Consider the following 23,177-nt stretch of genomic DNA (forward strand, 5'->3'; position numbering starts at 1 on the left):
CGGGCGGCCATGCCGGGGCGACCGCCCGGTCGGCGTACGTGACAATGGCCACGTGCTGGAGATGACGCGCGAGGAGTTCGAGGAACTGGTCGCCGAGGCCCTGGACAGGATCCCACCGGAGCTGACGCGGCTGATGGACAACGTCGCGGTGTTCGTCGAGGACGAGCCCGCCCCCGACGACCCCGAGCTGCTCGGGCTCTACGAGGGGACTCCGCTCACCGACCGCGGCGAGTGGTACGCGGGCGTGCTGCCGGACCGGATCACCATCTACCGCGGGCCGACGCTGCGGATCTGCGAGTCCCGCGAGGAGGTGGTCGAGGAGACGGAGATCACCGTCGTGCACGAGATCGCCCATCACTTCGGGATCGACGACGAGCGGCTGCACGCACTGGGCTACGGATGAGCCACCCGGACCACCCGGACCACCCGCACCGCCCGGACCACCTGCACCGCCCGTCCTCCGAGGCCGTCGATCCGGATGTCGATCTCCATGTGCCCGCGCAGCGCGACGGGGCCGCGGGCAGGCGCACATGGCTCGTGCTCGCCGTCATCTCGGCGGGCGGCGTGGCGGGATCGCTGGCGCGGTATGGGGCAACGCTGCTGTGGCCGGCGGCGCCGGGCGCGTTCCCGTGGACCGTCTTCTGGGTGAATGTCGTCGGCTGCGCGCTGATCGGAGTGCTGATGGTCCTGATCGGGCGGGGTGGCCGGGGCGGCAGGCCCGCGCATCCGCTGGTGCGGCCGTTCCTCGGCGTGGGGGTACTCGGCGGCTTCACCACCTTCTCGGCGTACGCGCTGGACTTCTACAAGCTCCTCGAACGCGAGGAGGCGGGCACGGCGTTCGCGTGTGCGGCGGGGACGGTCGTGGGGGCCCTGGGCGCGGTGTGGCTGGGAGCCTCGGCGACGCGGACGGTCGTGACGCGGACGGTCGCCAAGTGAACTGGTGCTCCACATTTTCGTATGAGATTCCGTGGCGGGCCGAGGGAGGCCGGCCCTTTCCAGCGGCCGCGAATACGGGTGCGTCGCTGCTGGTGGGGCCCGGATCGGTGTGCCTGGGCGCGGAGTTGGCGCCCGGGCAGGTGGCCCAGGGGGGCGCCTCGGGGGTGCCGGCCTTGTAGCGCGGGGCGTGTCCCTTGTGGGGCACGGGGAGTTGGGCAGTGGGACCCGTCTCGATTCCCGTGCTCCGGAGGTGCTGCTCGTGCGCCAGTTGTCCGCCCCAGGCCGTTTGGCTGTGTGGATCGCCGCTTCGCTGGCGGTCGCAGCCTCGGCAGGCTGTATGAGCGTGAGCGACGACGAGGGCGGGAAGCCGGCGCCCCGTTCGACCGCGGACCGGAACGGGACGGTCGCCGATTCGGACGGCGGGCACGCCGCGCCGGGCGGGCGGCATGGCGGCGGAGGGCGCGACGGCTCGGACACTCCCGGAGGCAAGGGCGCGGACGGCAAGGGGGCATCGCCGAAGCCGAGCGCCTCGGTGGGGCCCGCGGCGAAGCCGACGCGGGGCGGGCCCGGGCCCAAGCCGCCGGGGCTGCCGCAGCCGACGCGCGGCGGGGTGTCCCCGTCCGAACCGCCGTCGCCCCCGCAGCCGTCGCCGTCCGAGCCGCCACCGGAGAGCCCCACGCCGCCGCCGAGCGAGCCCACCGACCCGCCCTCGGCGTCGTCGGCCCCGGAGGTGCGCGCGGGCGCGATGTGGGCGGCAAAGAGGTGGAGGATGCGGAGCGAACCGACGGCGTCTCCGCAGGTGGGACCCATGTAGGGGGCGTCCGGATGCCTGTGTAACCGGAGTCACTCGGACGTGGTTTGCCATTTGCGGGGGAGGGTGCGTATGGTTATAGATCGTTTGATCCCATTGCCCGGCGCCGACACAGAAGAGCGCCGCGTGGCGCGTACTCTCCCTTGCCGTGGCTGACCGCATTGAGGCGGTCGAATTTGCGATTCACGGAGTTTGGGCGCGTGCCGAGACTCCGGAAGGTTTCGCATTTCGCATGTCCACTTTCAGTACTGATCACGCCGTCATGCCCGAGAACGACCAGGCCGTGGCGGCTTCCGCTGCCGAAGCCGTAGACGCCCCCGACGCCGTAGAGGCTGTCGAGTCCGACGCGGTCGCCGACACCGAGACCGCCGAGCCGACCGTCACCTTCGCCGAGCTGGGCCTGCCCGAGGGCGTCGTCCGCAAGCTCGCGCAGAACGGTGTGACCGTCCCCTTCCCGATCCAGGCCGCGACCATCCCGGACGCCCTGGCCGGCAAGGACATCCTCGGCCGCGGCCGTACCGGCTCCGGCAAGACCCTCTCCTTCGGCCTGCCGACGCTGGCCACGCTGGCCGGCGGCCACACTGAGAAGAAGAAGCCCCGCGCGGTCATCCTCACCCCGACCCGTGAGCTCGCGATGCAGGTCGCGGACGCGCTGCAGCCGTACGGCGATGTACTCGGCCTGAAGATGAAGGTCGTCTGCGGCGGTACGTCCATGGGCAACCAGATCTACGCGCTCGAGCGCGGCGTCGACGTCCTCGTCGCCACCCCGGGCCGACTGCGCGACATCATCAACCGCGGCGCCTGCTCGCTCGAGAACGTCCAGGTCGCCGTCCTCGACGAGGCCGACCAGATGTCCGACCTGGGCTTCCTGCCCGAGGTCACCGAGCTGTTCGACCAGATCCCGGCCGGCGGCCAGCGGATGCTCTTCTCCGCCACCATGGAGAACGAGATCGGCACGCTGGTGCGCCGCTACCTCGTCGACCCGGTCAGCCACGAGGTCGACAGCGCCCAGGGCAACGTCACGACCATGACGCACCACGTGCTCGTCGTGAAGCCGAAGGACAAGGCGCCGGTCACCGCGGCGATCGCCGCCCGCAAGGGCCGCACCATCATCTTTGTCCGCACCCAGCTGGGCGCGGACCGTATCGCCGAGCAGCTGCAGGACTCGGGCGTCAAGGCCGACGCACTGCACGGCGGCATGACGCAGGGCGCCCGTACGCGCGTCCTCGACGACTTCAAGAAGGGCTACGTCAACGCGCTCGTCGCGACCGACGTCGCCGCCCGCGGTATCCACGTCGACGGCATCGACCTGGTCCTGAACGTGGACCCGGCCGGCGACCACAAGGACTACCTGCACCGCTCGGGCCGTACCGCCCGCGCCGGCAAGTCCGGCACGGTCGTGTCGCTGTCCCTGCCGCACCAGCGCCGCCAGATCTTCCGTCTGATGGAGGACGCGGGCGTCGACGCCTCGCGCCACATCGTCGCCGGTGCCGGCGCGTTCGACCCGGAGGTCGCCGAGATCACCGGCGCCCGTTCGCTGACCGAGGTCCAGGCCGACTCCGCGAACAACGCCGCCAAGCAGGCCGAGCGCGAGGTCGTCGACCTGACCAAGCAGCTGGAGCGCGTGCAGCGCCGCGCGGCCGAACTCCGTGAGGAGGCCGACCGCCTGGTGGCGCGCGCGGCGCGCGAGCGGGGCGACGACCCGGAGACCGCGGTCGCCGAGGTGCAGGCCGTCGCCGAGGCGGAGGTCGCTGCCGAGGTTGCGGCTTCGGTGCCGGAGCAGTCGGCGGAGCGCCGCGACGAGCGTCCGGCGTTCGAGCGCCGCGACGACCGGGGCAACTTCGAGCGCCGTGGCGGCGAGCGGGGCGGCGACCGTGGTGGCTTCCGTCGGGACAACGACCGTCCGTCGGGCGGCTTCCGCTCCGGTGGCAACGACCGTCGTGACGACCGTGGTGGCCGTTCCTTCGAGCGTCGCGATGACCGTCCGTCCGGTGGTTTCCGCCGCGACAACGACCGTCCGTCGGGCGGCTTCCGCTCCGGTGGCAACGACCGTCGTGACGACCGTGGTGGCCGTTCCTTCGAGCGTCGTGACGAGCGCCCGTCCGGTGGCTTCCGCCGCGACAACGACCGTCCGTCCGGTGGCTTCCGTTCCGGTGGCAACGACCGTCCCTCGGGCGGCTTCCGCTCCGGCGGCAACGACCGTCGCGACGACCGTGGCGGCTTCAACCGTGACGAGCGTGGCGGCTTCCGCCGCGACGACCGCCCCTCGGGCCACCGGGGCAGCGACCGCCCGTTCAACCGCGACCGCCGCGACGACCGCCCCGCGGGCGGCTTCCGCTCCGGTGGCGGCGACCGGCCGTACGGCCGTCGTGACGACCACCGTGGGGGCACCGGCACCGGCACGAACACCGGTTCCTTCGGGCGGCGCGACGACAAGCCGCGCTGGAAGCGCAACGGCTGACCGGCTGACGGCTCACTGAGCCTGACCTGCTGACAGGGCCCGTACGACACTTCGGTGTTGTGCGGGCCCTGTCGCTTTGAACGGGTTCGAATCCACCTTCCGTTGCCTGTGTGGCTGCTGTTACGATCCGCCTACTTGCGGTGGGGGGCACGGCAAGGGGAGCCCGGCCCAAATTTTTCGACGGCCGTGAGCCGCCGTGTCTTTCCCCTGCCATTTTCAGGCTCCTGGGGAGGGACCTTCTTGAAGCGTCATGCGCTCCTGCGTGCATGCACTGCCGGACGGCTGGGCACCGGCGTACTGACCGGAGCCCTGCTGGCCGGACTCATAGCCCTCACGCCGCCCGCAGCCGCTGCGCCCGGCGCCTCGGCTGCGGCGGCGACCGTACCGACATGGCTCGTGCCGCTGAACTTCCAGGACGGTGAGTCGGACGCCCGTCACTCTTGCACCGGCATCTATCTCTCGCCGACCCGGACCCTCGCCACACCTGACTGCTTCACCGGGATGTCGAAGAACGACGGGGTGTGGGAGTACGACTCGGCCGGGAAGATGACCGGTGGTACGGCAGGGTTCACCCGCTACCGTTCGCACCCGCAGTTCAACGCCACCACCCGCCAGGCCGGGGTCTCGGTCTTCTACGACCAGAATCCGCCATCGGCGGGGCGGGCCGTTCTCGCGGGTCCTTCCGACACGTATCTGTACACCGCGGGGTCAAAGGCGACCTTCTACTCATGGACGGGCACCGACGCGCAGGAGTCCGTCCGGGTGCGTCACAGCGAGCAGGTAGTGGTGCGCGCCGGGTCCGACTGCGCCGCGCTGCTCGGCAGAAGCCTGCCCCAGGGCACCATCTGCACCTCCCCTGCCCCGGATGCCGCGCCGGTCCCGGCGGCGGACCAGTGCTTCGGAGACGCCGGAGGCGCACTGGTCGCGGGCGGCAAACTCATCGCGGTTTCGGCGACCAGCACCAGCGGCTGCGTGCAGAACGGCGTACGGCTCTACACCGCGATCCCCACCTACCGGGCGGTCGTCGAGAGCTGGACCCGTGACGTCGACATCGAGTACCGCGACAGCGGGTCCATCTTCGGGCGGGAGCCGGAGGACATGATCGACACCCTCACTCCCGAATACGCATGGGCCAACAATGTCGACAACAGCGGCTTCATGTATCTGCCGTTCGAGAATTTCGTGACCCTGGGCGGTGACCTCAACCGCAACGGGTACACCGACCTTCTCGTCCGCCACAACAACGGCACGCTGTACCGGATTCCGTACGACGTCTCGCACAATCCCGGTGCCCGCGTGAGCCTTGGCACCGGCTGGAACCGCTACAACAAGCTGCTCGCGGTCCGCGACCTGTCCGGTGACGGCCAGCCCGATGTCGTCGGGCGTGACGCCTATGGCTATCTCTGGATGCACCCCGGCACTGGGACCGGCGGTCTCGGTGTCCGGAAGAAGATCGGTGTCGGCTGGGGGCAGTACAACCTCATCGTCGGCCGCAGCGACCTGTCGGGCGACGGTCGGGCGGATCTGCTCGTTCGCGACGCGGCCGGTGACCTGTGGCTGTACCGGGGCAATGGCGCAGGCGGCTTCCTTCCGCGTACGAAGGCGGGCGCGGGCTGGAAGGCCTTCAACGCCATTGTCGCGTCGGGCGACTCCGACCACGACGGCCGCCAGGACATCATCGGGCGCACGTCCGCGGGCGCGGCCTATCTCTACAACGTCAACAACAAGGGCAGTTTCGTGGCGCCCAAGCTGCTCACCGCCTCCAACTGGAAGAAGTACGTGTCGCTCAGCTGACGCGGGCCCGGACGGTGTCAACTCCCGTCCGCACATGACACGTCGTCCGGAGAGAACTCAGAAGGAACCGAATGAGTCATCGCTCGATCCTCCGGCGCGCCACGGGGACCGGGACGCTCAAGCCCCGCGTGCTGGTCTTCAGGGACTGGGGGGCCGGGCGCAACGCCTTCGTCGGCGTCGGGGACCTCGACGGGGACGGCAGGAATGATCTCGTCTCCCGGGACACGGCGGGTCGGCTGCTGCGCAACAGCGGCGACGGAAAGGGATCGTTCCGGGGCACCGTGCAGATCGGGTCCGGCTGGCAGCGGTACACGGCGATCTACTGATCGCAGCGGACTGAAACCGGCAGTCACTCATATGGGTACAACCAGCGGGCACTTCGGGCAGTCGTACCTTCCAGGACGCTGAGCCGCGCCAGGGGGGTACGCATGACCCGCACCGCCGCACGTACCAGACGCAGCCTCGTGCTCGGGGCCGTCGCCGCCCTCATCGCCGGCGGTCTCGGGCTGGCTCCCGGCGGTGTCGCCGTCGCCGCCGGGCAGAGCGAGCCGCAAGAGGTCGTCATCGATCTGGGGACCTACCGGGGCAGGCCCGCCGTCCCCGAGCGCATCGCGCTGGGCGGCGGGCGGCTCGGAGTCGTGGCCCGGGTCGATCCGGAGGCCGTGCGCAGGCTGTATGCGTACGACCTCGCCGTCACCGGCACCCCGGAGCCCGGGCCGCGGTGGACTGACATTGCCGATGTGTGGGACGGCTACCCGGAGTTCGGCCCGCTGGTCCATGCGCTCGGGGACGGCCGGTTCGCGTACACCAATCCGAGCGGGGCCAATCACAGCGTCTCGGGTGAGGGGACGTCGTACGACACCATCACCGTCGGGCAGCTCGGCACGGAGCAGCGGATGGTGGCCGCGGAGGGGCGGTTCTTCGCGGTCGACGAGCCGAGTACGGGCAGGCAGTACGTCGCCACCTTCGACGACGAACTGCCCACGGTCCTCACCACGCGTCCGGTCAGTGCCGTCGCCATCTGGGGCAGCACCATGTGGACGCCGGGCAGCAACCCCGGGTGGCTGAGGTGGTACGACCTGGCCCGCAGGACCGACGCTCCGTACGACCAGGCCACCGGCCTGAGCTGTACGCCGGACGAGCTGCAGAAGGTCGGCCGCTGGTTCTACTGGCGCTGTGACGGCGCCGCGAAGTCCTGGATCTGGGACTCCGGCGTCAGCTTCCCGCAGATCATCAGCGTGCCGTACTCCAGGTCCGCGAAACTCGGCGACGGATTCGTGGTCCAACAGGACGACGGGACCGGGGCGTTGACCATGACCGACTTCCACGGCGGTGCCCGCGAGCAGCCGGTCACCACGACGCTTGCGGACAGGGCGGCGCCGGGGGCGGGCAGGTGGAGCGTCGACAAGTACGGCGGTCATGTCGCGTACACGGACACCGAGGGCCGTATCCACATCAGGCCGGTGACCGTGCCGCGCGGCGACTTCCACGCCCTCGACGTGTCCGCCCCGGCCACCGCCGACGACCTGCACTGGCCCTGGAGGGCGAAGATGCTGCTGAACCGGCCGCCCGCCACCCGGACCTTCACTGTCAAGGACTGGCGCAGGGGCGTCCTGGTGAACGAGACCAGAACGCAACGGTCCGCCGCGCTCGTAAGTGCCCAGTGGGATGCCCGGGACTGGGATCCGAAGGACAGGATCAGCGGCCCGTACCAGTGGGAGATGACCGTGCGGCCGGCCGACGGCACGGGCGAGTCGTGGACGCCCGGATCCCTGCGGCTCGTCAACGGCGCCTCGGCCTTCCGGGACATGAACGCCGACGGCTACGGCGAGTTCTACTCGATGACGACGACGGGCAAGGCGGCCGTACACCACCCGCGGGGCGGCGCCCGCTCCTGGGCCACCATCGGATGGGACCCGCGCACACGTCTCATCCCGTACGGATCGAACACCGACAACCCGCGCAGCAATGTCCTGATCCGCACCCCCGACGGCACCCTCTACCGTGCGGGCGGCGGCAGCAACCCCATCGACCCGAAAGAGCCGCTCCAGCTGATGGGCAAGGACTGGAACGGATTTGACGCCTTCGCCGCCTCCGACGACTTCAGCGGGGACGGCCGTCCCGATCTGCTCGTACGCCAGGCGGCCACCGGCTATCTCTTCCTCTACCGGGGCAATGCGCGTGCCGGTTTCGAGCCGGCCGTGAAGGTCGGCTCGGGCTGGAAGGGCTGGAAAATCATCGGCGCCGACGACTTCACCGGCGACGGCATCGGCGATCTGCTGGCGCGTGACGCGGGCGGTGAGCTGTGGCGCTACGACGGGACGGGGACGGGCTCGTTCAAGCCGCGGACGCTGGTTTTCAGCAACTGGGGCGCGGGGCGCACGGACATCATCGCGGTCGGTGACATCACGGGCGACGGTGTGGGCGATCTGCTCTCCCGCGACACGAACGGCAAGCTGCTGCGCAACAGGGGCGACGGCAGGGGCTCGTTCGGCTCCACGGAACAGATCGGAAGCGGCTGGCAGTACTACCGGGCGCTGTTTTAGGCCACAGGTGGCGCATGTGGTGCCCCCGGCAAGGGAATTGCTGGGGGCATGACAGATGACGCCACTGCGGGAGGCCCCCCGCCAACAGCACCCGTTCCCGAAGCCGCCCTCACACCACCCTCCGTCGGCTCCGACGAGGAGCGCCTGGCCCAGCTCGGCTACACCCAGGTCCTCGCCCGCCGGATGTCGGCGTTCTCCAACTACGCCGTCTCGTTCACCATCATCTCGGTCCTCTCCGGCTGTCTCACCCTCTACCTCTTCGGCATGAACACCGGCGGCCCGGCCGTGATCACCTGGGGCTGGGTCGCCGTCGGCCTGATGACCCTGTTCGTCGGCCTGGCGATGGCCGAGATCTGCTCGGCGTACCCGACCTCCGCGGGCCTGTACTTCTGGGCCCACCGGCTGGCACCGCCGCGCAGCGCGGCCGCCTGGGCCTGGTTCACGGGCTGGTTCAACGTCCTCGGCCAAGTCGCCGTCACGGCGGGCATCGACTTCGGCGCCGCCTCCTTCCTCGGCGCGTACCTCAATCTCCAGTTCGACTTCGAGGTCACGCCGGGCCGGACGATCCTGCTGTTCGCCGCGATCCTGATGCTGCACGGCCTCCTCAACACCTTCGGCGTACGCATCGTCGCGATCCTCAACAACGTCAGCGTCTGGTGGCATGTGCTGGGCGTCGCGGTGATCGTCGGCGCGCTCACCTTCGCCCCCGACTCGCACCAGTCGGCGTCCTTCGTGTTCACGAAGTTCGTCAACAACACCGGCTGGGGCAGCGGCATCTACGTCGTCCTCATCGGGCTGCTGATGGCCCAGTACACCTTCACCGGCTACGACGCCTCGGCCCATATGACCGAGGAAACCCATGACGCCGCGACCGCAGGACCGCGCGGCATCGTCCAGTCCATCTGGACCTCGTGGATCGCGGGCTTCGTCCTGCTGCTCGGCTTCACCTTCGCCATCCAGTCGTACGAAGGAGCCCTCACCTCTCCGACGGGAGCGCCGCCGGCCCAGATCCTGCTGGACGCTCTCGGTGCGACCGCCGGGAAGCTGCTGCTCCTGGTCGTCATCGGCGCGCAGCTCTTCTGCGGTATGGCGTCCGTCACCGCGAACAGCCGCATGATCTACGCCTTCTCCAGGGACGGTGCCCTGCCGTTCTCGCACGTCTGGCACACAGTCAGCCCCCGGACCCGTACGCCCGTCGCCGCGGTCTGGCTCGCGGCGATCGGGGCGCTGGTCCTCGGTCTGCCGTATCTGATCAATGTCACCGCGTACGCCGCTGTGACCTCGATCGCGGTCATCGGCCTCTACATCGCCTACGTGATTCCCACCCTGCTGCGGCTGCTGCGCGGAGACAGCTTCGAACGCGGCCCCTGGCACCTGGGCCGCTGGTCCCGCCCGATCGGCATCGTGGCGGTGATCTGGGTCGCGGTGATCACGGTGCTCTTTATGCTGCCGCAGGTCTCCCCGGTCACTTGGGAGACGTTCAACTACGCCCCGGTCGCGGTGCTGGCCGTCCTGGGCTTCGCCGCCGCCTGGTGGCTGGCCTCGGCCCGCCACTGGTTCCTCAACCGCAACCACCCTCGGACCATCGCCCGCGAGACGTCCCGTCGGTGACCTGCCGCGGCACCTCGACGGGGCCGGTGATCCGATACCCGATCGGCTCACCGGTCCCGTCCGGCTATGCTCAGGGATGTTGTGCCGAGGGCCGTTAGCTCAATTGGCAGAGCAGCGGACTTTTAATCCGTTGGTTGTGGGTTCGAGTCCCACACGGCCTACAGCTGAGCCCCAGGTCAGAGCCATCTGACCTGGGGCTGATCTCGTTGCGCAGCCCGATTGCGGCGTTTGCCGGCCCGGCTGACTCTGTGCGGGCGGGCGGAACACCGGGTGCGTTGCCGTGCGTGCGGTTGCGCCTCACCCGGTGCCGATGGGGCGGACTACCACTGATTGAGGGGCAGGGCGACGTCGAAGACCTGGCGGTTGGAGGGGAAGGCGCCGGCGTCGGTGGCCGCCCCGGTGAGCGGGTTGACCTCGTAGAAACGGTAGGAGCCGTTGGTGGCGAGGGCGGCGAAGCCTCGGTTGCTGCCCACCTTGGACGAGAAGTAGATGTCGAAGCCCGCGCTGGGCCCGGCGTCCACCCCGAGGCTTCCGGTGGGGGAGAGGGTGCCGGAGTTGGCGGGGGACTGCAGCGAGACCCGGTCGTTGGTGGTGTCGATGTCGAACAGACTGGTGGCTGTGGCCGCGTCGAGGTCGTTGTTGGTGTAGGCGGCCCCGGTCACGCCGAGGGCCGGTCCAAGGGCAGGTGGGTTGGTGAGGTCGGTGTCGGCGACGGTGCCGCCGATGGCGACGTTGACGTTGTGGCGCAGGTTCTGCCCGGTGTCGCTGATGATCCGCAGCCGGTCTGCGGCCGGGTTGAAGTCCACCCCGAAGAAGGCGCCTTGAAGGGCGATGCTCAGCTGGGACACCTGAGTCGCCACGGCGTTCGAGGTGTCGAGGGTGTAGACGCCGCCGGCGTTGCCGACGCCGTAGAGCAGGCCGTTCTGGACGCGGTAGTCGATGCCGACCAGAGCTGTGTCGCCCTGCAGGCCGGTGACAGTTCCGATCGAGGTGACCGAGCCGGGTCTGCTGGTGCGGAACTGCACCAGACGCTGGTCGCTCGTCAGCCCGGTCACCTTCAGACCTTGGCTGCTCTCACCGAGGTCGGCGTCGGCGGCCAGGGCGGGAGCGGCGGTGGACAGGGCAGCGGTGAGCGCCACCGCGAGGACTGCCTTGCGCATGAAATCTCCAACGGAGTCGAGGCGCCCGCTCGGCCGGGGCGCCACCCCTACGACGAAAACAGCCACCCATCCCCTGGGCACATCGAGTACGGCCATACGGCGGCATCGACGGCCGTGCCCCTCGGAGGCGGCCTGCCCTCACACGCGGCGCCCCGACCGGTCTCCACCGGTCGGGGCGCCGCGGCGCTCCCGGCTGTTGTCGCAGGGCGTTGTCCGCTCCCGCTCCCGCCGTCAGCCGGTCATCGTGTCCCGTTTCACGACGCACAGCGCCCAGATGACGAACGCGTACAGGGCGATGCAGATGACCGACCAGACCGGGTAGTACGGCAGCGACAGGAAGTTGATGATGATGAGCATTCCCGCGATCGCGATGCCGATGATCCGTGCCCAGAGCGGGGCCCTGAACAGGCTGATACCCACGAGGATGGCTACGGCTCCGAGGATCAGGTGCCACCAGCCCCAGCCGGTCACGTCGTACTGGAACGTGTAGTTCGGTGTCCGTACGAAGATGTCGTCCTCGGCGATGCCCATGATGCCTCGGAAGAGGTCCATGACACCGGTGATGATCAGCATGACCGCGGCGAACACGACGAGCCCGCTGGCTGCCGCTTGTGCTCCCTCGGAGCGGTGAATTGTCTGTGTCATGACGTTTCCTCTACTCCCGTACTCCTGAGATCGGTCACGTAGTCCGGAGGGGGTCAGTGCAGGATCTTCTCCTTGGCGGCCTGGAACTCGGCCTCGGACAGATCACCCCTGGCCTTGAGCTCGGACAGCTTGGCGAGCTCGTCCGCCTGGCTCTTGGTGCCCCCGGCATCCGCGGCCGTCTCCCGGATGTAGGTGTCCACGGCTGCCTGCTGTTCCTGCGCGTGCTTGATCTCGCGATTGCCCATCTGGCTGCCCCGGGCGATCACGTACACCAGCACGCCGAGGAACGGGACGATCACTACGAAGAGCAGCCACGCCGTCTTGGCCCATCCGCTCATCTCGCTGTCACGGAAGATGTCGATGATGACCCGGAACAGGAGCATCAGCCAGATGATCCAGAGGAAGATCCACATGATGGTCCAGAAGGCGCCCAGCACGGGATAGTCGTACGCCAGGACCAGATCGCCAGCCATAGCTCTCCTCCTGCCTCGCTTTCGGACCCCAGGGGTCCGCTTGCTTCCAGACTCCTCGTTTCCCCCCGCGAGCCCTCACCCGTCACGGGTGAATCCGTAGGACTTGCCGACCCGGATCAGGCGGTCTCCGCGGTGACCCGTCCCGTGCGCACAGCCTCGGTCAGGGCCTGGAAATCGCGCTCGTTCTGGTCGGCGTAGAGCTCGGCGAACTCTGCCAGCGCCCGGTCGAAGGAGTCGTTGCTGCCGAGGTAGGCGGCGATGGCGATCCGGTCGCCGGAGCGGGCGTGGGCGCGGGCCAGCGTGATACCGCAGAGCGTGCCGAAGAACTCCATCTGGTTCGCGTCCATGAGCTCGGGCCGGGCGATGCCCTTCCAGTCGCGCAGCTGGCGGACGTAGAAGTCGCGCTCCAGACCGTCCATGCCCGTGACGTGCTCCCAGCCGAGGAAGATGTCGCCGGCGGCCTGCATGAGCCGCTGCCCGGACACCACACGCTCGCCCTGGTTCTCGTACTGGCCGGCACCGGCGTACGGGGCGAGCACCGACTGGTCGGCCTCCTTGGCCTGCAGCAGCAGCGGGTCCTCGTCGTCCCTGCCGAGCATGAGCAGCACCCAGCAGCGGGTGCCCACGCTGCCGACTCCGACCACCTTGCGGGCGATGTCGACCATCCGGAACTGCTCGAGCAGATGCCGCCGGTCGGACGCGAGGGTGGTGCCGTACCGCTGGATGAGCAGACGTAGCTCCTGCTCCAGCACATGGCGCTCGACGTCGGGGAGCAGATCCTGCAGCGGCACGATCAACGGCGGGTCGGCCGTGATCCGGCGGTTGCCGTCGACGACGCTCGTGAGCTTCCTGAACGCTTGCTGAGCGTCGCGGGTGCGGGCGGTGGTCAGTGCCTCGGACATCCTTTCGCGGGCGTTCTTGCCCAGCGACTCGGGCATGAGCCCGCGGAGCTGCTCGGTGTCGGCCTGGGTGTACCAGACATCGAGGTTGCCAATCCCGGCGAAGCCGCGCATCGCGTCCCGGTACGCCCGCACCGTGCCCCGTACGACGCTGCCGCGATGCTTGGCCGAGAAGCCGTTGGCGCGGCCGGCGATCACGAGACTGGCCGTGAGCCGTTTGACGTCCCACTCCCACGGGCCCGGCAGCGTCTCGTCGAAGTCGTTGATGTCGAAGACCAGATGCCGTTCGGGGGAGGCGAGCAGCCGGAAGTTCAGCAGGTGTGCGTCCCCGCAGAGCTGGGAGTAGATCCCGGTGTGGGGCGCGGCGCCCAGGTCGGAGGCCATGATCGCGGCGGCGCCGCGATAGAAGCGGAACGGTGATTCCGTCATCCGGCCGTAGCGGATGGGCACGAGCTCCGGGACGCGCGTGGCGGACTGGCGCTCGATGATCTCGACGGGTCCGGTCCGGTCCGACGGCGGATCGAACTCGGCATGGCTGGATCGTGGAACCCGGGCGCGGGCAGCCTTGCCGATGGCGGCCCGCTCTTGGGCTGTCAGGTGCTCGCCCGGTGTCGTACGAGGGCCCGGTGTCGTCTGCTCGCCCGGTGTCGTGGCTGTCATCGCGCACTCCTTGCCGCTCTGGGGGAACCGGTCAGTCCGGCAGTCGGCGCATCTCCACCATGTGCAGGCCCAAGTCCTGGAAGCGCATGAGCAGTCCGTACAGATGCGCCTCGTCGGTGACGGGGCCGAAGAGCAGCGTCTGCGGCGCGGCGGCGACTTCCTCCAGCTCGGGGAAGGCCTCTGCGATGGGCCTGGACAGGCGGCCGGTGACGCGGAACTCGTAACGCATGCCCGCACTCCCCATCGGTCCTCGGGGGATCGTCTTTCCTGCATGCTGTCCGAGGTGCGAGGGGCGCGGCATCACCCGGAGGAGGTGAGCGCGCGGTCGCCGCTCAGAGCAGGTGGAACTCCTTTGCCCGGCGGACCGCGTCGCGGCGCCGGGAAACTGACAACTTGCGATAGATGCTCCTGAGATGAGTCTTGACCGTATTGACGGATACGTACAGCTCTGAGGCGATTTCTTCGGTCGACATCATCTGTGCCGCCTGCCGCAGCACATCGCATTCGCGGTCGCTGAGCCTCTCGACGGGAGCCGGGTGCGCGGGGCCGCCGTCCGGGTGCGGCACGCCGTTGACCGGCTCGGGCGGGTGGCCGTCGACGGGCTCGGGCCGGTGTGCGAGCAGCTGCCGGAGCCAGGGGGAGGCTTCCGGGATGTCGGCGGGCATGCCCGCGAAGAGCCGTTCCATTCGGTGGGTGTCCGGGCCGTTGAGCGGGCCGCAGAGGGCGACGTGGTCGAGGACCAGGGAGGCGGCGTGCTCCCAGTCCCCGGCGGCGGCCGCGTGTTCCGCGGCCTCGACGATCAGGCCGGTTTCGGAGAACCAGTGGGCCGCGAGCCGGTGCAGCTTCGGTTCGAGGCCCGGCTGGTGGCTGCGCAGATACGTCTGGAGAACCTCGACGAACAGCGGGTGGAAGCGGCACCAGGGGGTGTTGCCGATCGGCTCCACGAAGGCGTTGGCGTGGGTGAGAGCGGCCAGGATCCCCTCGGCGTCCTCGCGTCCGGTCAGCAGGTTCGCCAGCCGAGGGTGCACCCGGTCCAGGATGCTCGTGCGCACCAGCAGGTCCTGGGTGGCGGCGGGCTGGGCGTCGACGACCTCGGCGAGCAGATAGTCGGCAACGGCACTTTGGGACAGGGCGAACGAGCGGGCGAAGCCGGCCGGATCGTCGGTCTGCTGCATGGCCAGGGCACACAGCCGCAGTCCGGCAGCCCAGCCCTCGGTCCGCCGGGTGAGGGTGTCGGCGGTCTCCGCCGACGGGACGAGGCCGTGCCGCCGCAGCAGTGTCGCGGTCTCGTGGCGGGTGAACGCCAGGTCCGCGCCCCGGATCTCGCAGATGCTGCCCTCGGCGCGATGGCGGTGCAGGGGAAGCAGCGGGTCGACCCGGCTGATCAGCACAAGGCGCAGCTGCGGCCCCGCGTGCCGCAGGACGAAGTCCAGGCCCGAGGCCACCTCGCGGTCGGGTACCCGGTCGAGGCCGTCGAGTACGAGAACCACCGGCTCGGGCAGCCGGGCCAGCGCGGAGGCGAAACGGACCAGCAGAGAATGGTCGACGCTGTCGGCGCGGGCCGGGGAGCCCACGACGGCCGACAGCGTCACCGGGTGATGTCTGAAGGCTTCGAGGACGTAGGTCCAGAACACGCCGGGAGCGCTGTTGTCGTCCTCCAGGGTCAGCCACACGACGGGGTGCGCTGCCGCCGCCCTGGCCGCCCAAGAGGCGGCGAGCACGGTCTTCCCGGCGCCGGCGGGGCCTGTGATCAGGGTGAGCGGTCCCGCCGTTCCCTCGGTGAGACGGTCCAGCAGGCGCTTGCGGCGTACGAACGTCCCGGGAATCACGGGTACGGAGAATTTCGCGGCCAACAGGGGGTCACCGGCCGGAGTCAGCTGTGATCCTGTGGAGCTGGGGGGCATGGCGACCACCATCTGGCTGTCGGCTGCTGTGTCCTGCCAACCGGACGGAGCGTGCCGGTCGGCGCGGGCGGACGTCGTGCCGACGGCACTCGAAGGAACACGTCAATCTTGACCGCGGCGGTTAGTGATCGCCAGGCAGGGGATCACCACCGCCCGCGGGGACGGCCCGGTTCCGGCCCGTCGCGGCCAGCAGGGAGATCACGGCGAGGACCGCGAGCAGGATCAGTACGAGGAGCAGCACGGTCAGCACGGTCGGGTGGTTCCACAGGGCGAAGATCAGGGCCAGCAGGAGAAGCACCCCGAGATTGATCCAGCGGCGGTACTTGTTCGTCCAGGTGCCCACGGGGCCGGTGTTCACTCCGTGGGTGCCGCCCCAGCGGGCCACGGAGTCGGCGGTGCGCTCGGCCGTGCCCCGCACGGCGCGGGGCAGCCGTCCGGGTCCGATCAGATAGGCGCCGAGAGCGATGATCACGCCGAGCACGATCACGGTGCGCAGGGTGACGCGAAGGAAGCGCAGCAGGGTGTCGAAGACCGCCGCGGCGGCGGCATCGGACTGCACCTGGTTGGGCAGGTGGTCGAGGTAGTAGCGACGGGCGATCACCAGGGCGATGGCCACGATCAGGCAGGCCACGGCGGCGCCGAGAGCGGTCTTGGCCAGGGCACGTCTGCGGTGATGGGCGAGCAGCACACCTGCCGCGCCGAGAAGCACGGTGATGATCGGCATCCAGTTGCCGAGCACATCGAGCGCGTGTGCGGCGTCCTGGATTTGGTCGAGCTTGTCGGACTTGAAGAGGACCAGGGTCTTGTTGACGTCGGGAATCTTCGAGGCCGGCTGCAGTCCCGCGTCGACAAGGTCTTTCTTGACGGTCTCCACGACCGTGCCGACGCTGAGCGTGACGGTCCCTTCCTCGACGCCGACGGCCCCTCGCCCCTTGCCGGTGAGCGCGTGGACGACGGCCGAGTGGCCGGCGCGGTTGATGTCGGTCCAGATCGTCTCGAACCTGTCGCTCTCGACGAAGCGGCGGGCGATCTTCTCGACCGCACTGTCCACGGCCGATTCCAGCTGTGGAGCGAAGCCCTTGACGGCTTGCGCGGCGGTGGGAGGCAGTCCCTGCGACTGGAGCCAGTCCGCGACGTTGGTCGTGAACTGCTTGGCGTCGAAGCGGACGTTCACCGCCTGGACCGCGCGGTTCACCGCCGCGTCCTCGATCGCCGGATTGCTCGCCAGGGGAGCGACCGTCTCGACGTACCGGTCGGTGTCGAGTGCGATGTCGTGCACCCAGACGGTAAGTACGGACAGCGGGACGAGGATGCACGCGAGGACGATGAGGACGGCCGAGGACACCTTCCTGGTGATCCGTCCGGCCGTGGAGGCGACCCGTCCACCGCCCTTCGGCGCGCCCTCGCTCGCAGGGCTCGCTGGTTCCTGCGGTGGTTCCGGCGGGCTCGTCATCCGTAGCTCCTGCGTCAGGGCCATGAGCGTCACGTGGCTGACGCCTCTGGTCCATTTCCGCCCATGTCCCCGGGTAGGGCACGTCCGGACCGGCCGAACGGGCGAATCGCGGGAGCCCTGTCCGCTCCCTCAGGCGGCCAAGTAGTCGCCGGTGACGAGACGGTGGGTGAGCAGAGCGGTGCTGCCGTCCGGGGTGGTGAAACACACCTCGAACCGCAGGTGCTTGCCCTCGGGCACGTCGGCGTTGTGGAGGAACTGGTGGCCGCCCGAGCCGCCCGTGATGGTGATGTCGCCGTATCCGGACTTGCCGGAGCCGTCGGCTTCGGTGGCGTAGAACCGGCCGTCCACGCGACTGCCGGCGGGGGCGCCCGTGATGGTGAGCTGTACGTACACCGGGCCGATCAAGGTGCGCGGCCCGGCGTGGATGACGGCGTCCTTGAAGGCGAGAGGGACCCAGATCCCGGACGGCAGCTCGACGTCGATGGCGTTCGCTTCGTACAGCTTCGCGATGGGCATGTCCGGCTCCTGGGGCGGGTCGGTGTCGGTGGCGCGGGCGACGATCCCGGGGAACACGACCTCGCGGAACTGCTTCACGCGGGCGTCGCCGGGGCAGGCGGTGCCGGATACGGCCCACTCGGGGTGGAGGCGGTGGTAGCCGTAGCCGGGGTCGTCATGGGTGCGGCAGATCCTGAGCGGGACGCCGTGGTGCTGGTGCAGCCATACGCCGACGCGGATGAGCTGGGCGACCTGCTCGTCCGTCCACGGGTCGGTCCCGCTGGTGTTGCTGGCGGTCTCGACCGACACGGCACCGGTTCCGTCGGGGCGGCGGTTGGCCTGGTAGTTGGCGTCGGCGCGGGTCTCCGTGCCGATGTACTGGCCGAGGCTGCCGTCGTAGCCTAGGCCGAAGTGACTCTCAAGATTGGTAGACTGCCAGTACTCGTAAATCCGTTGGATCGTCCACGGCGCCGCAACGCTGTGGAGGATGAACTGCGTTGGTCGGATGGCGGGTTGCTGGTCGCTTTCGGGCTGAAGCTCCAGCTTCTGAGCGAATGGGCACCAAGCCATCAGGGTGCCTCCTTTTGATTCGGGCACATCATCTCGGGGGAATCGGCATGGACGAACTCACCTGCACTGTCGAGGACTGCAACCGCCCCATACGCGTGCGCTCTCGAGGGTGGTGCGCCATGCACTACCAGCGGTGGCAACGCCACGGAGATACGGGCCCTGGGGCCCCGCGCCGCGTCCATGCCGGCACGGCCACGGAGACCCGGCGGTGTGAGTTCCCCGGTTGCACGCGGAAGTACATCAGCAAGGGGCTGTGCGCGAGCCACAACTGGCAACGGAACATGGGGCGCGAGCTGACTCCGCTGCCGGACCGGCGGGAGGCCAAGCCGACCGACCGGAACGAGCGGGGGGAGAAGCAGTGCCGCACTTGCCTCGTCTGGCTTCACCTGGACATGTTCCACCGGAACGCCAGCGCCCAGGACGGTCTGCAGGGCCATTGCCGAGGCTGCGCGCGGGACGCGCAGCGCAAGACGCTGTACCGGCTGCCGCGCGGGCGCTACGCGGAGATGCTGGCAAGCCAGGGGGGCGCGTGCGCCATCTGCAAGCAGACGGACGCCACCGGGCTCACCCTGTCCATTGATCATGACCACGCCTGCTGTCCCGACTCCGCCGAGTCTTGTGGCCAATGCGTCCGCGGCCTGCTGTGCACCGCGTGCAACCACGGACTGGGGAAGTTCCGTGACAGCCCGGAGTTCCTGCGTGCCGCAGCGGCGTACCTCGAGCGGCACGCTGCCCGGTAGCCGGATCGCAGGCTGCGAGTCGGACTCGGGCTGGAGCTCGTACTTGGTGGCGCCGGATACCAGGCCATGCGTCCTCCCATCAGGAGTTGCGCCGTGCCGTTCCCTCGCGGGATCCCCCCTTCCGGCGGCCGTTACGCCTGACTGGCGGTTCCACGCCATCTGATTCCACGTCAGTGCGTGTGCGTCACTGGTCCTCCGACGTGGTGAGCTTCCGCGCAGGCAGGCCCCCCGCCCGCCGCTCTGGCGACGGTGGCCCGCGACGCGCTCCTCGGGAAAACGACGTCCGAATTCCGCCAGAAGGGCCCGCTTCCGCACCGGCCGGATCGGACCGCGCGTGCAACCGCCGGGCGGTGCGCCACGTCTTCACCAGTACATCCGAGGTCTCCTCAGGATCCCTGGAGGGGCCGCCGCATCGGCAAACGCTCATTCGGGCATCACGGCCCGACGGTAGCCAGCCCGCGAGTAGACCCGAGCCCGACGGTCCCTCCCACGGCGGGCGGCGGACACAGGTCCCGTGGGCCGCTCCGCCCGTGCGCGTGCTCCCGACGAGTGGTTCGAAGAAATTCTCCGCGTGCTGTCGAAAATCCGGCATCGGCTGCGACGTCCCCTGTGAGAGTTGCCCACGAGGGGCGGCGACGCATCCGAAGGAGCACGTCATGAAGTATCTGGTGATGATCCAGGGCTCGCAGGCCGACTACGAGGCGATGCGCGGTCAGGCATCCGGCAACAGCCCTGCCTGGAGCGAGAAGGAGATCCAGGCGATGTTCGCCTTCATGGGCGAGGTCAACAACGATCTCTCCGAGTCGGGTGAGTTCGTCGACGGGCACGGGCTCGCCGAGCCCGCCCAGACCCGGTTCGTCAGCCTCGGCGACGACGGGCGGCCCGTGGTCAGTGACGGGCCCTACAGCGAGACCAAGGAACTGCTCGCCGGCTACTGGGTGCTCGACTGCGAGAGCCTGGAGCGGGTCACCGAGATCGCCGCGCGGATCGCGACCTGCCCCGGGCCCCTGGGGGCGCCCGTCTACCCGATCGTCATCCGGCCCATCCTGGACGAAGGAGGCGATCTGTGAGTCGTACGTCCGGCATCGAGGACCTGCTGCGCCTGCACGCGCCGCAGGTCCTCGGTGCGCTGGTGCGGCGGTACGGGCACTTCGACCTGGCCGAGGACTCCGTACAGGAGGCGCTGCTCGCGGCCGCGCAGCAGTGGCCCGAATCGGGGCTCCCGGACAATCCGCGCGGCTGGCTGATCAAGGTCGCCTCCCGCCGTCTCACGGAAGCGCTGCGCAGCGAGGAAGCCCGGCGCAGGCGCGAGGAGACCGTCGCCGCGCTCACTCCCAGGGACGGGTTCACCGCGCCCGCTCCGGGGGAGAGCCGTGCGCCCAGCGACGACGACACCCTCACGCTGCTCTTCCTGTGCTGCCACCCCGCACTCACCCCGGCCGCCCAGATCGCGCTCACCCTGCGCGCGGTCGGCGGTCTGACGACGGCCGAGATCGCCCGCGCCCATCTGGTGCCGGAGGCGACGATGGCGCAGCGCATCAGCAGGGCCAAGCAGAAGATCAAGGGTGTGGCGTTTCGACAGCCGGGGCCCGAGGACCGCGATCAGCGGCTCGCCGCCGTGCTGCAGGTGCTCTACCTGATCTTCAACGAGGGCTATACGGCGACCTCCGGCAGGGATCTGCACCGCGCCGACCTCGCAGGTGAGGCGATCCGGCTGAGCCGGGCCGTGCGCAGGCTGCTGCCCAGCGACGGGGCGGTGACCGGGCTGCTCGCGCTGATGCTGCTCACCGACGCCCGCAGCGCCGCGCGCACCGGACCGCACGGCGAGCTCGTCCCGCTCGACGAGCAGGACCGGGGCCTGTGGGACGCGAAGGCGATCGCCGAAGGGACCGCGCTGGTGGAGGAGGCCCTGTCGGAGGGACCGGCGGGGGCGTACCAGCTGCAGGCGGCGATCGCGGCCCTGCACGACGAGGCGGCGCGTGCGCAGGACACCGACTGGCCGCAGATTCTCGCGCTGTACGACCTGCTCGTACGCCGTGCTCCCGAGCCGATGGCCGAGCTGGGCCGTGCCGTGGCCGTCGCCATGGTGCACGGTCCCGAGGCCGGGCTCGCCGAAGTGGCCAAGCTGGAGGACGGGTTGGCGGGGCATCACCGGCTGGACGCCGTACGGGCGCATCTGCTGGAAAAGGCGGGGGATGCCGAAGGAGCCAGGGCCGCCTACCAGTTGGCGGCCCGGCGCACCCTCAGCGTCCCGGAGACGCGCTACCTCCAGATGCGGGCGGCCCGGCTGCTGGCCCCGAAGTAGCTTCCGTGCGCCTGTGGACAACCCGCAGGTCAGACGCGGATTTGCGGCTTCCGCTCGCTGTTGCAGAGTGGTGACAGTACGGGGATTGCCCGGCTGATCATGAGCGGTGAGGATGAGCACATCGCCGTAAGCCGGGACCGAACAGGGCCGGACGGAAGGCGAGTTCTGATTCAGCTCGCCGCGCGAGCTCTCTCATCCCGTACCACCGCCTGCCGCGGCGCGCTCTGCGGCGCTGTTCTCTTGTACGGCCGACTGCCGCCCATCCAGCGGCTGTCAGGCCCCTAGTCGATTCCTTGGGGGGAGTCCACCATGTCCGCTCGCTTCGCCTCCGCCGCCGCGCTCACTGTCGCCGCCGCCGTCGGCACCACGCTTGTCCCGCTCAGCGCCCACGCCGCCCCGGTGGCTCCCCAGAAGCCCCTCACCATCGAGCTGGGCACTCCGGCGCCGACCGGGCCGCTGACCCGGGGCGGGGCGAGCGAGACGTTCACGTTCACCGTGAAGAACTCCGCGGACAAGCCGGTGGACTTCCAGCCGTGGCTGATCGGGAACACGGACGGTGCGAGCCCCATCGCGGCCTCGCACGTCGTCCTCGACGTGCAGCCGGTGAACGCCCCGGCGACGGACGAGTTCGTCAGCCAGGAGGGCATCGGCGCGCAGGGCGTGTTCTACCCGGCCGGCAAGGGCAAGGGCGCCTCCTTCTCGGTGCCCGCCAAGGGCGAGCTGAGCTGGAAGGTCTCCGTCGGCCTGGGCAAGAACTACCCCTCGAACAACGGCAATCTGAGGCTTCTGGCCGACGACCTCGCCGAGAACACCAAGCGCGAGCAGGACGACACCCTCGTCTTCGAGGCCAGCCCGAAGATCAACACAGGGCCCGCCGCCATGACGCTCGAGACCGACGAGAACGCTCCCATCAAGCCCGGCGGGGCGGGCACCGTCGACGTCGTCCACCAGCTCAAGGGCGGGGTGACTTTCGACTCCGACCTGAGGACCATTCTGGAGGTCGCCGAAGAGCCCGGCTCCACGGCGAAGATCCCTGAGCTGTGGATCGAGCAGCTGGGCGAGGACGGCAAGTACACCAAGGTCGAGAAGTTCAAGGGCGAGGAGAAGTGGCAGCTCGCGGACGTCCGCAAGAGCTACATCTACAAGCGCACCAGGCTTCGCGTGAGCGTCATCGACTTCAAGGGCATCCAGAAGCCGGTCAAGATCACGCTGCGCGCGGCGACCGGGCTGACCGAGGGCAACACCCATCCGTTCCTGGGAGCCCAGGGCAAGATCACCGTCGCCCCCGAGCGCGGCACCACCCAGCCGAGCGCGACGCCCTCCGCGACGCCGTCTGCCACGCCCTCCGCGAGCGCTTCCGCCACCCCCTCCGTGACCCCGTCCTCCTCGGCCACGGCGGTGGCCGGCGGTAACACCCCCGTCACCACCACCGGCGCCCTCGCCAACACCGGATCCTCCGGCGCCACCCGGTACGCGGCCTTCGCCGCTGCCGCCCTGATCGCGGCCGGCGGAGCCCTCACCGCACTGCGTCTGCGCCGCCGCTGAACAAAATGGATTTGATCTTGCTCCGGATGGCGTAAGGTGGTGTTCACCGACGCGGGGTGGAGCAGCTCGGTAGCTCGCTGGGCTCATAACCCAGAGGTCGCAGGTTCAAATCCTGTCCCCGCTACTGACAACAGTGGCCCGGCACTCGACAGAGTGCCGGGCCACTGTC

At 69.6% G+C, this 23,177-nt stretch carries 20 protein-coding genes and 2 tRNA genes; 14 read left to right on the forward strand and 8 right to left on the reverse strand.

The annotated features are described in order from the left end of the window. Positions 1-52 precede the first annotated feature (52 nt). From OHA61_RS20110 to OHA61_RS20150, 9 genes are all read left to right on the forward strand, one after another. Positions 53-403, forward strand: a complete 351-nt coding sequence (locus OHA61_RS20110; protein WP_406304176.1) for a metallopeptidase family protein — start codon at positions 53-55, stop codon at positions 401-403. Next, positions 400-936, forward strand: a complete 537-nt coding sequence (locus tag OHA61_RS20115) for a fluoride efflux transporter FluC (RefSeq protein ID WP_406304177.1) — start codon at positions 400-402, stop codon at positions 934-936. Before OHA61_RS20110 ends, OHA61_RS20115 begins: the two co-directional genes overlap by 4 nt. Positions 937-1,279: 343 nt before the next feature. Beyond that, positions 1,280-1,750, forward strand: coding sequence for a hypothetical protein (locus OHA61_RS20120; protein WP_406304178.1), 471 nt, complete (start codon positions 1,280-1,282; stop codon positions 1,748-1,750). A 229-nt stretch (positions 1,751-1,979) separates the two neighbouring features. After that, positions 1,980-4,208 carry a DEAD/DEAH box helicase gene (locus OHA61_RS20125; protein WP_406304179.1) on the forward strand — a complete coding sequence of 743 codons (2,229 nt, stop codon included), beginning with the start codon at positions 1,980-1,982 and terminating at the stop codon, positions 4,206-4,208. A 240-nt stretch (positions 4,209-4,448) separates the two neighbouring features. Further along, entirely contained in the window at positions 4,449-6,002 is a 1,554-nt protein-coding gene (locus tag OHA61_RS20130; RefSeq protein WP_406304181.1) for an FG-GAP repeat domain-containing protein, read from the forward strand. Between the two features lie 71 nt (positions 6,003-6,073). Beyond that, positions 6,074-6,328, forward strand: coding sequence for an FG-GAP repeat domain-containing protein (locus OHA61_RS20135; protein WP_406304182.1), 255 nt, complete (start codon positions 6,074-6,076; stop codon positions 6,326-6,328). A 102-nt stretch (positions 6,329-6,430) separates the two neighbouring features. After that, positions 6,431-8,548 carry an FG-GAP repeat domain-containing protein gene (locus OHA61_RS20140; protein ID WP_406304183.1) on the forward strand — a complete coding sequence of 706 codons (2,118 nt, stop codon included), beginning with the start codon at positions 6,431-6,433 and terminating at the stop codon, positions 8,546-8,548. A 48-nt stretch (positions 8,549-8,596) separates the two neighbouring features. Next, entirely contained in the window at positions 8,597-10,159 is a 1,563-nt protein-coding gene (locus OHA61_RS20145; protein ID WP_406304184.1) for an amino acid permease, read from the forward strand. Positions 10,160-10,247: 88 nt separating this feature from the next. Continuing rightward, a tRNA-Lys gene (locus OHA61_RS20150) sits at positions 10,248-10,320 on the forward strand. 159 nt (positions 10,321-10,479) lie between these two features. Here OHA61_RS20150 and OHA61_RS20155 read toward each other — a convergent pair. From OHA61_RS20155 to OHA61_RS20190, 8 genes are all read right to left on the reverse strand, one after another. Further along, positions 10,480-11,319: a DUF4394 domain-containing protein gene (locus tag OHA61_RS20155; protein ID WP_406304185.1), complete on the reverse strand. Its 840-nt coding sequence runs from the start codon at positions 11,317-11,319 to the stop codon at positions 10,480-10,482. Between the two features lie 231 nt (positions 11,320-11,550). After that, positions 11,551-11,964 (reverse strand): hypothetical protein, encoded by a 414-nt coding sequence (locus OHA61_RS20160; RefSeq protein ID WP_406304186.1) that lies wholly within the window; start codon positions 11,962-11,964, stop codon positions 11,551-11,553. Positions 11,965-12,017: 53 nt separating this feature from the next. Next, on the reverse strand, positions 12,018-12,437 hold the full coding sequence (locus tag OHA61_RS20165) for an SHOCT domain-containing protein (protein WP_406304188.1): 420 nt from the start codon (positions 12,435-12,437) through the stop codon (positions 12,018-12,020). Positions 12,438-12,553: 116 nt separating this feature from the next. Beyond that, a complete protein-coding gene (locus tag OHA61_RS20170) occupies positions 12,554-13,996 on the reverse strand; it encodes a DUF2252 domain-containing protein (protein WP_406304189.1) in 1,443 nt (480 codons plus the stop codon). Positions 13,997-14,027: 31 nt separating this feature from the next. Next, positions 14,028-14,225 carry a hypothetical protein gene (locus tag OHA61_RS20175; RefSeq protein WP_328675365.1) on the reverse strand — a complete coding sequence of 66 codons (198 nt, stop codon included), beginning with the start codon at positions 14,223-14,225 and terminating at the stop codon, positions 14,028-14,030. Between the two features lie 103 nt (positions 14,226-14,328). After that, positions 14,329-15,900 carry a LuxR C-terminal-related transcriptional regulator gene (locus tag OHA61_RS20180; RefSeq protein WP_406304190.1) on the reverse strand — a complete coding sequence of 524 codons (1,572 nt, stop codon included), beginning with the start codon at positions 15,898-15,900 and terminating at the stop codon, positions 14,329-14,331. Positions 15,901-16,021: 121 nt separating this feature from the next. Then, positions 16,022-17,353 carry a hypothetical protein gene (locus tag OHA61_RS20185; RefSeq protein ID WP_406304191.1) on the reverse strand — a complete coding sequence of 444 codons (1,332 nt, stop codon included), beginning with the start codon at positions 17,351-17,353 and terminating at the stop codon, positions 16,022-16,024. Positions 17,354-17,482: 129 nt separating this feature from the next. Next, positions 17,483-18,418, reverse strand: coding sequence for an N-acetylmuramoyl-L-alanine amidase (locus OHA61_RS20190; protein WP_406304192.1), 936 nt, complete (start codon positions 18,416-18,418; stop codon positions 17,483-17,485). 281 nt (positions 18,419-18,699) lie between these two features. On the opposite strand from OHA61_RS20190, the gene OHA61_RS20195 reads away from it, so the two are divergent. The 5 genes from OHA61_RS20195 (at position 18,700) to OHA61_RS20215 (ending at position 23,132) form a co-directional block, all read left to right on the forward strand. After that, positions 18,700-19,158, forward strand: coding sequence for an endonuclease VII domain-containing protein (locus tag OHA61_RS20195; RefSeq protein WP_406304193.1), 459 nt, complete (start codon positions 18,700-18,702; stop codon positions 19,156-19,158). Positions 19,159-19,814: 656 nt separating this feature from the next. After that, positions 19,815-20,228, forward strand: coding sequence for a YciI family protein (locus tag OHA61_RS20200; protein WP_406304194.1), 414 nt, complete (start codon positions 19,815-19,817; stop codon positions 20,226-20,228). Further along, positions 20,225-21,463, forward strand: a complete 1,239-nt coding sequence (locus tag OHA61_RS20205) for an RNA polymerase sigma factor (protein WP_406304195.1) — start codon at positions 20,225-20,227, stop codon at positions 21,461-21,463. Before OHA61_RS20200 ends, OHA61_RS20205 begins: the two co-directional genes overlap by 4 nt. 309 nt (positions 21,464-21,772) lie before the next feature. Next, complete coding sequence (locus OHA61_RS20210; RefSeq protein ID WP_406304196.1) at positions 21,773-23,008, forward strand: hypothetical protein; 1,236 nt, start codon at positions 21,773-21,775, stop codon at positions 23,006-23,008. Positions 23,009-23,058: 50 nt separating this feature from the next. Beyond that, positions 23,059-23,132: transfer RNA gene (locus OHA61_RS20215), tRNA-Met, on the forward strand. Positions 23,133-23,177 lie beyond the last annotated feature (45 nt).

Source organism: Streptomyces sp. NBC_00885 (genome assembly GCF_045207475.1).
Taxonomy (GTDB): domain Bacteria; phylum Actinomycetota; class Actinomycetes; order Streptomycetales; family Streptomycetaceae; genus Streptomyces.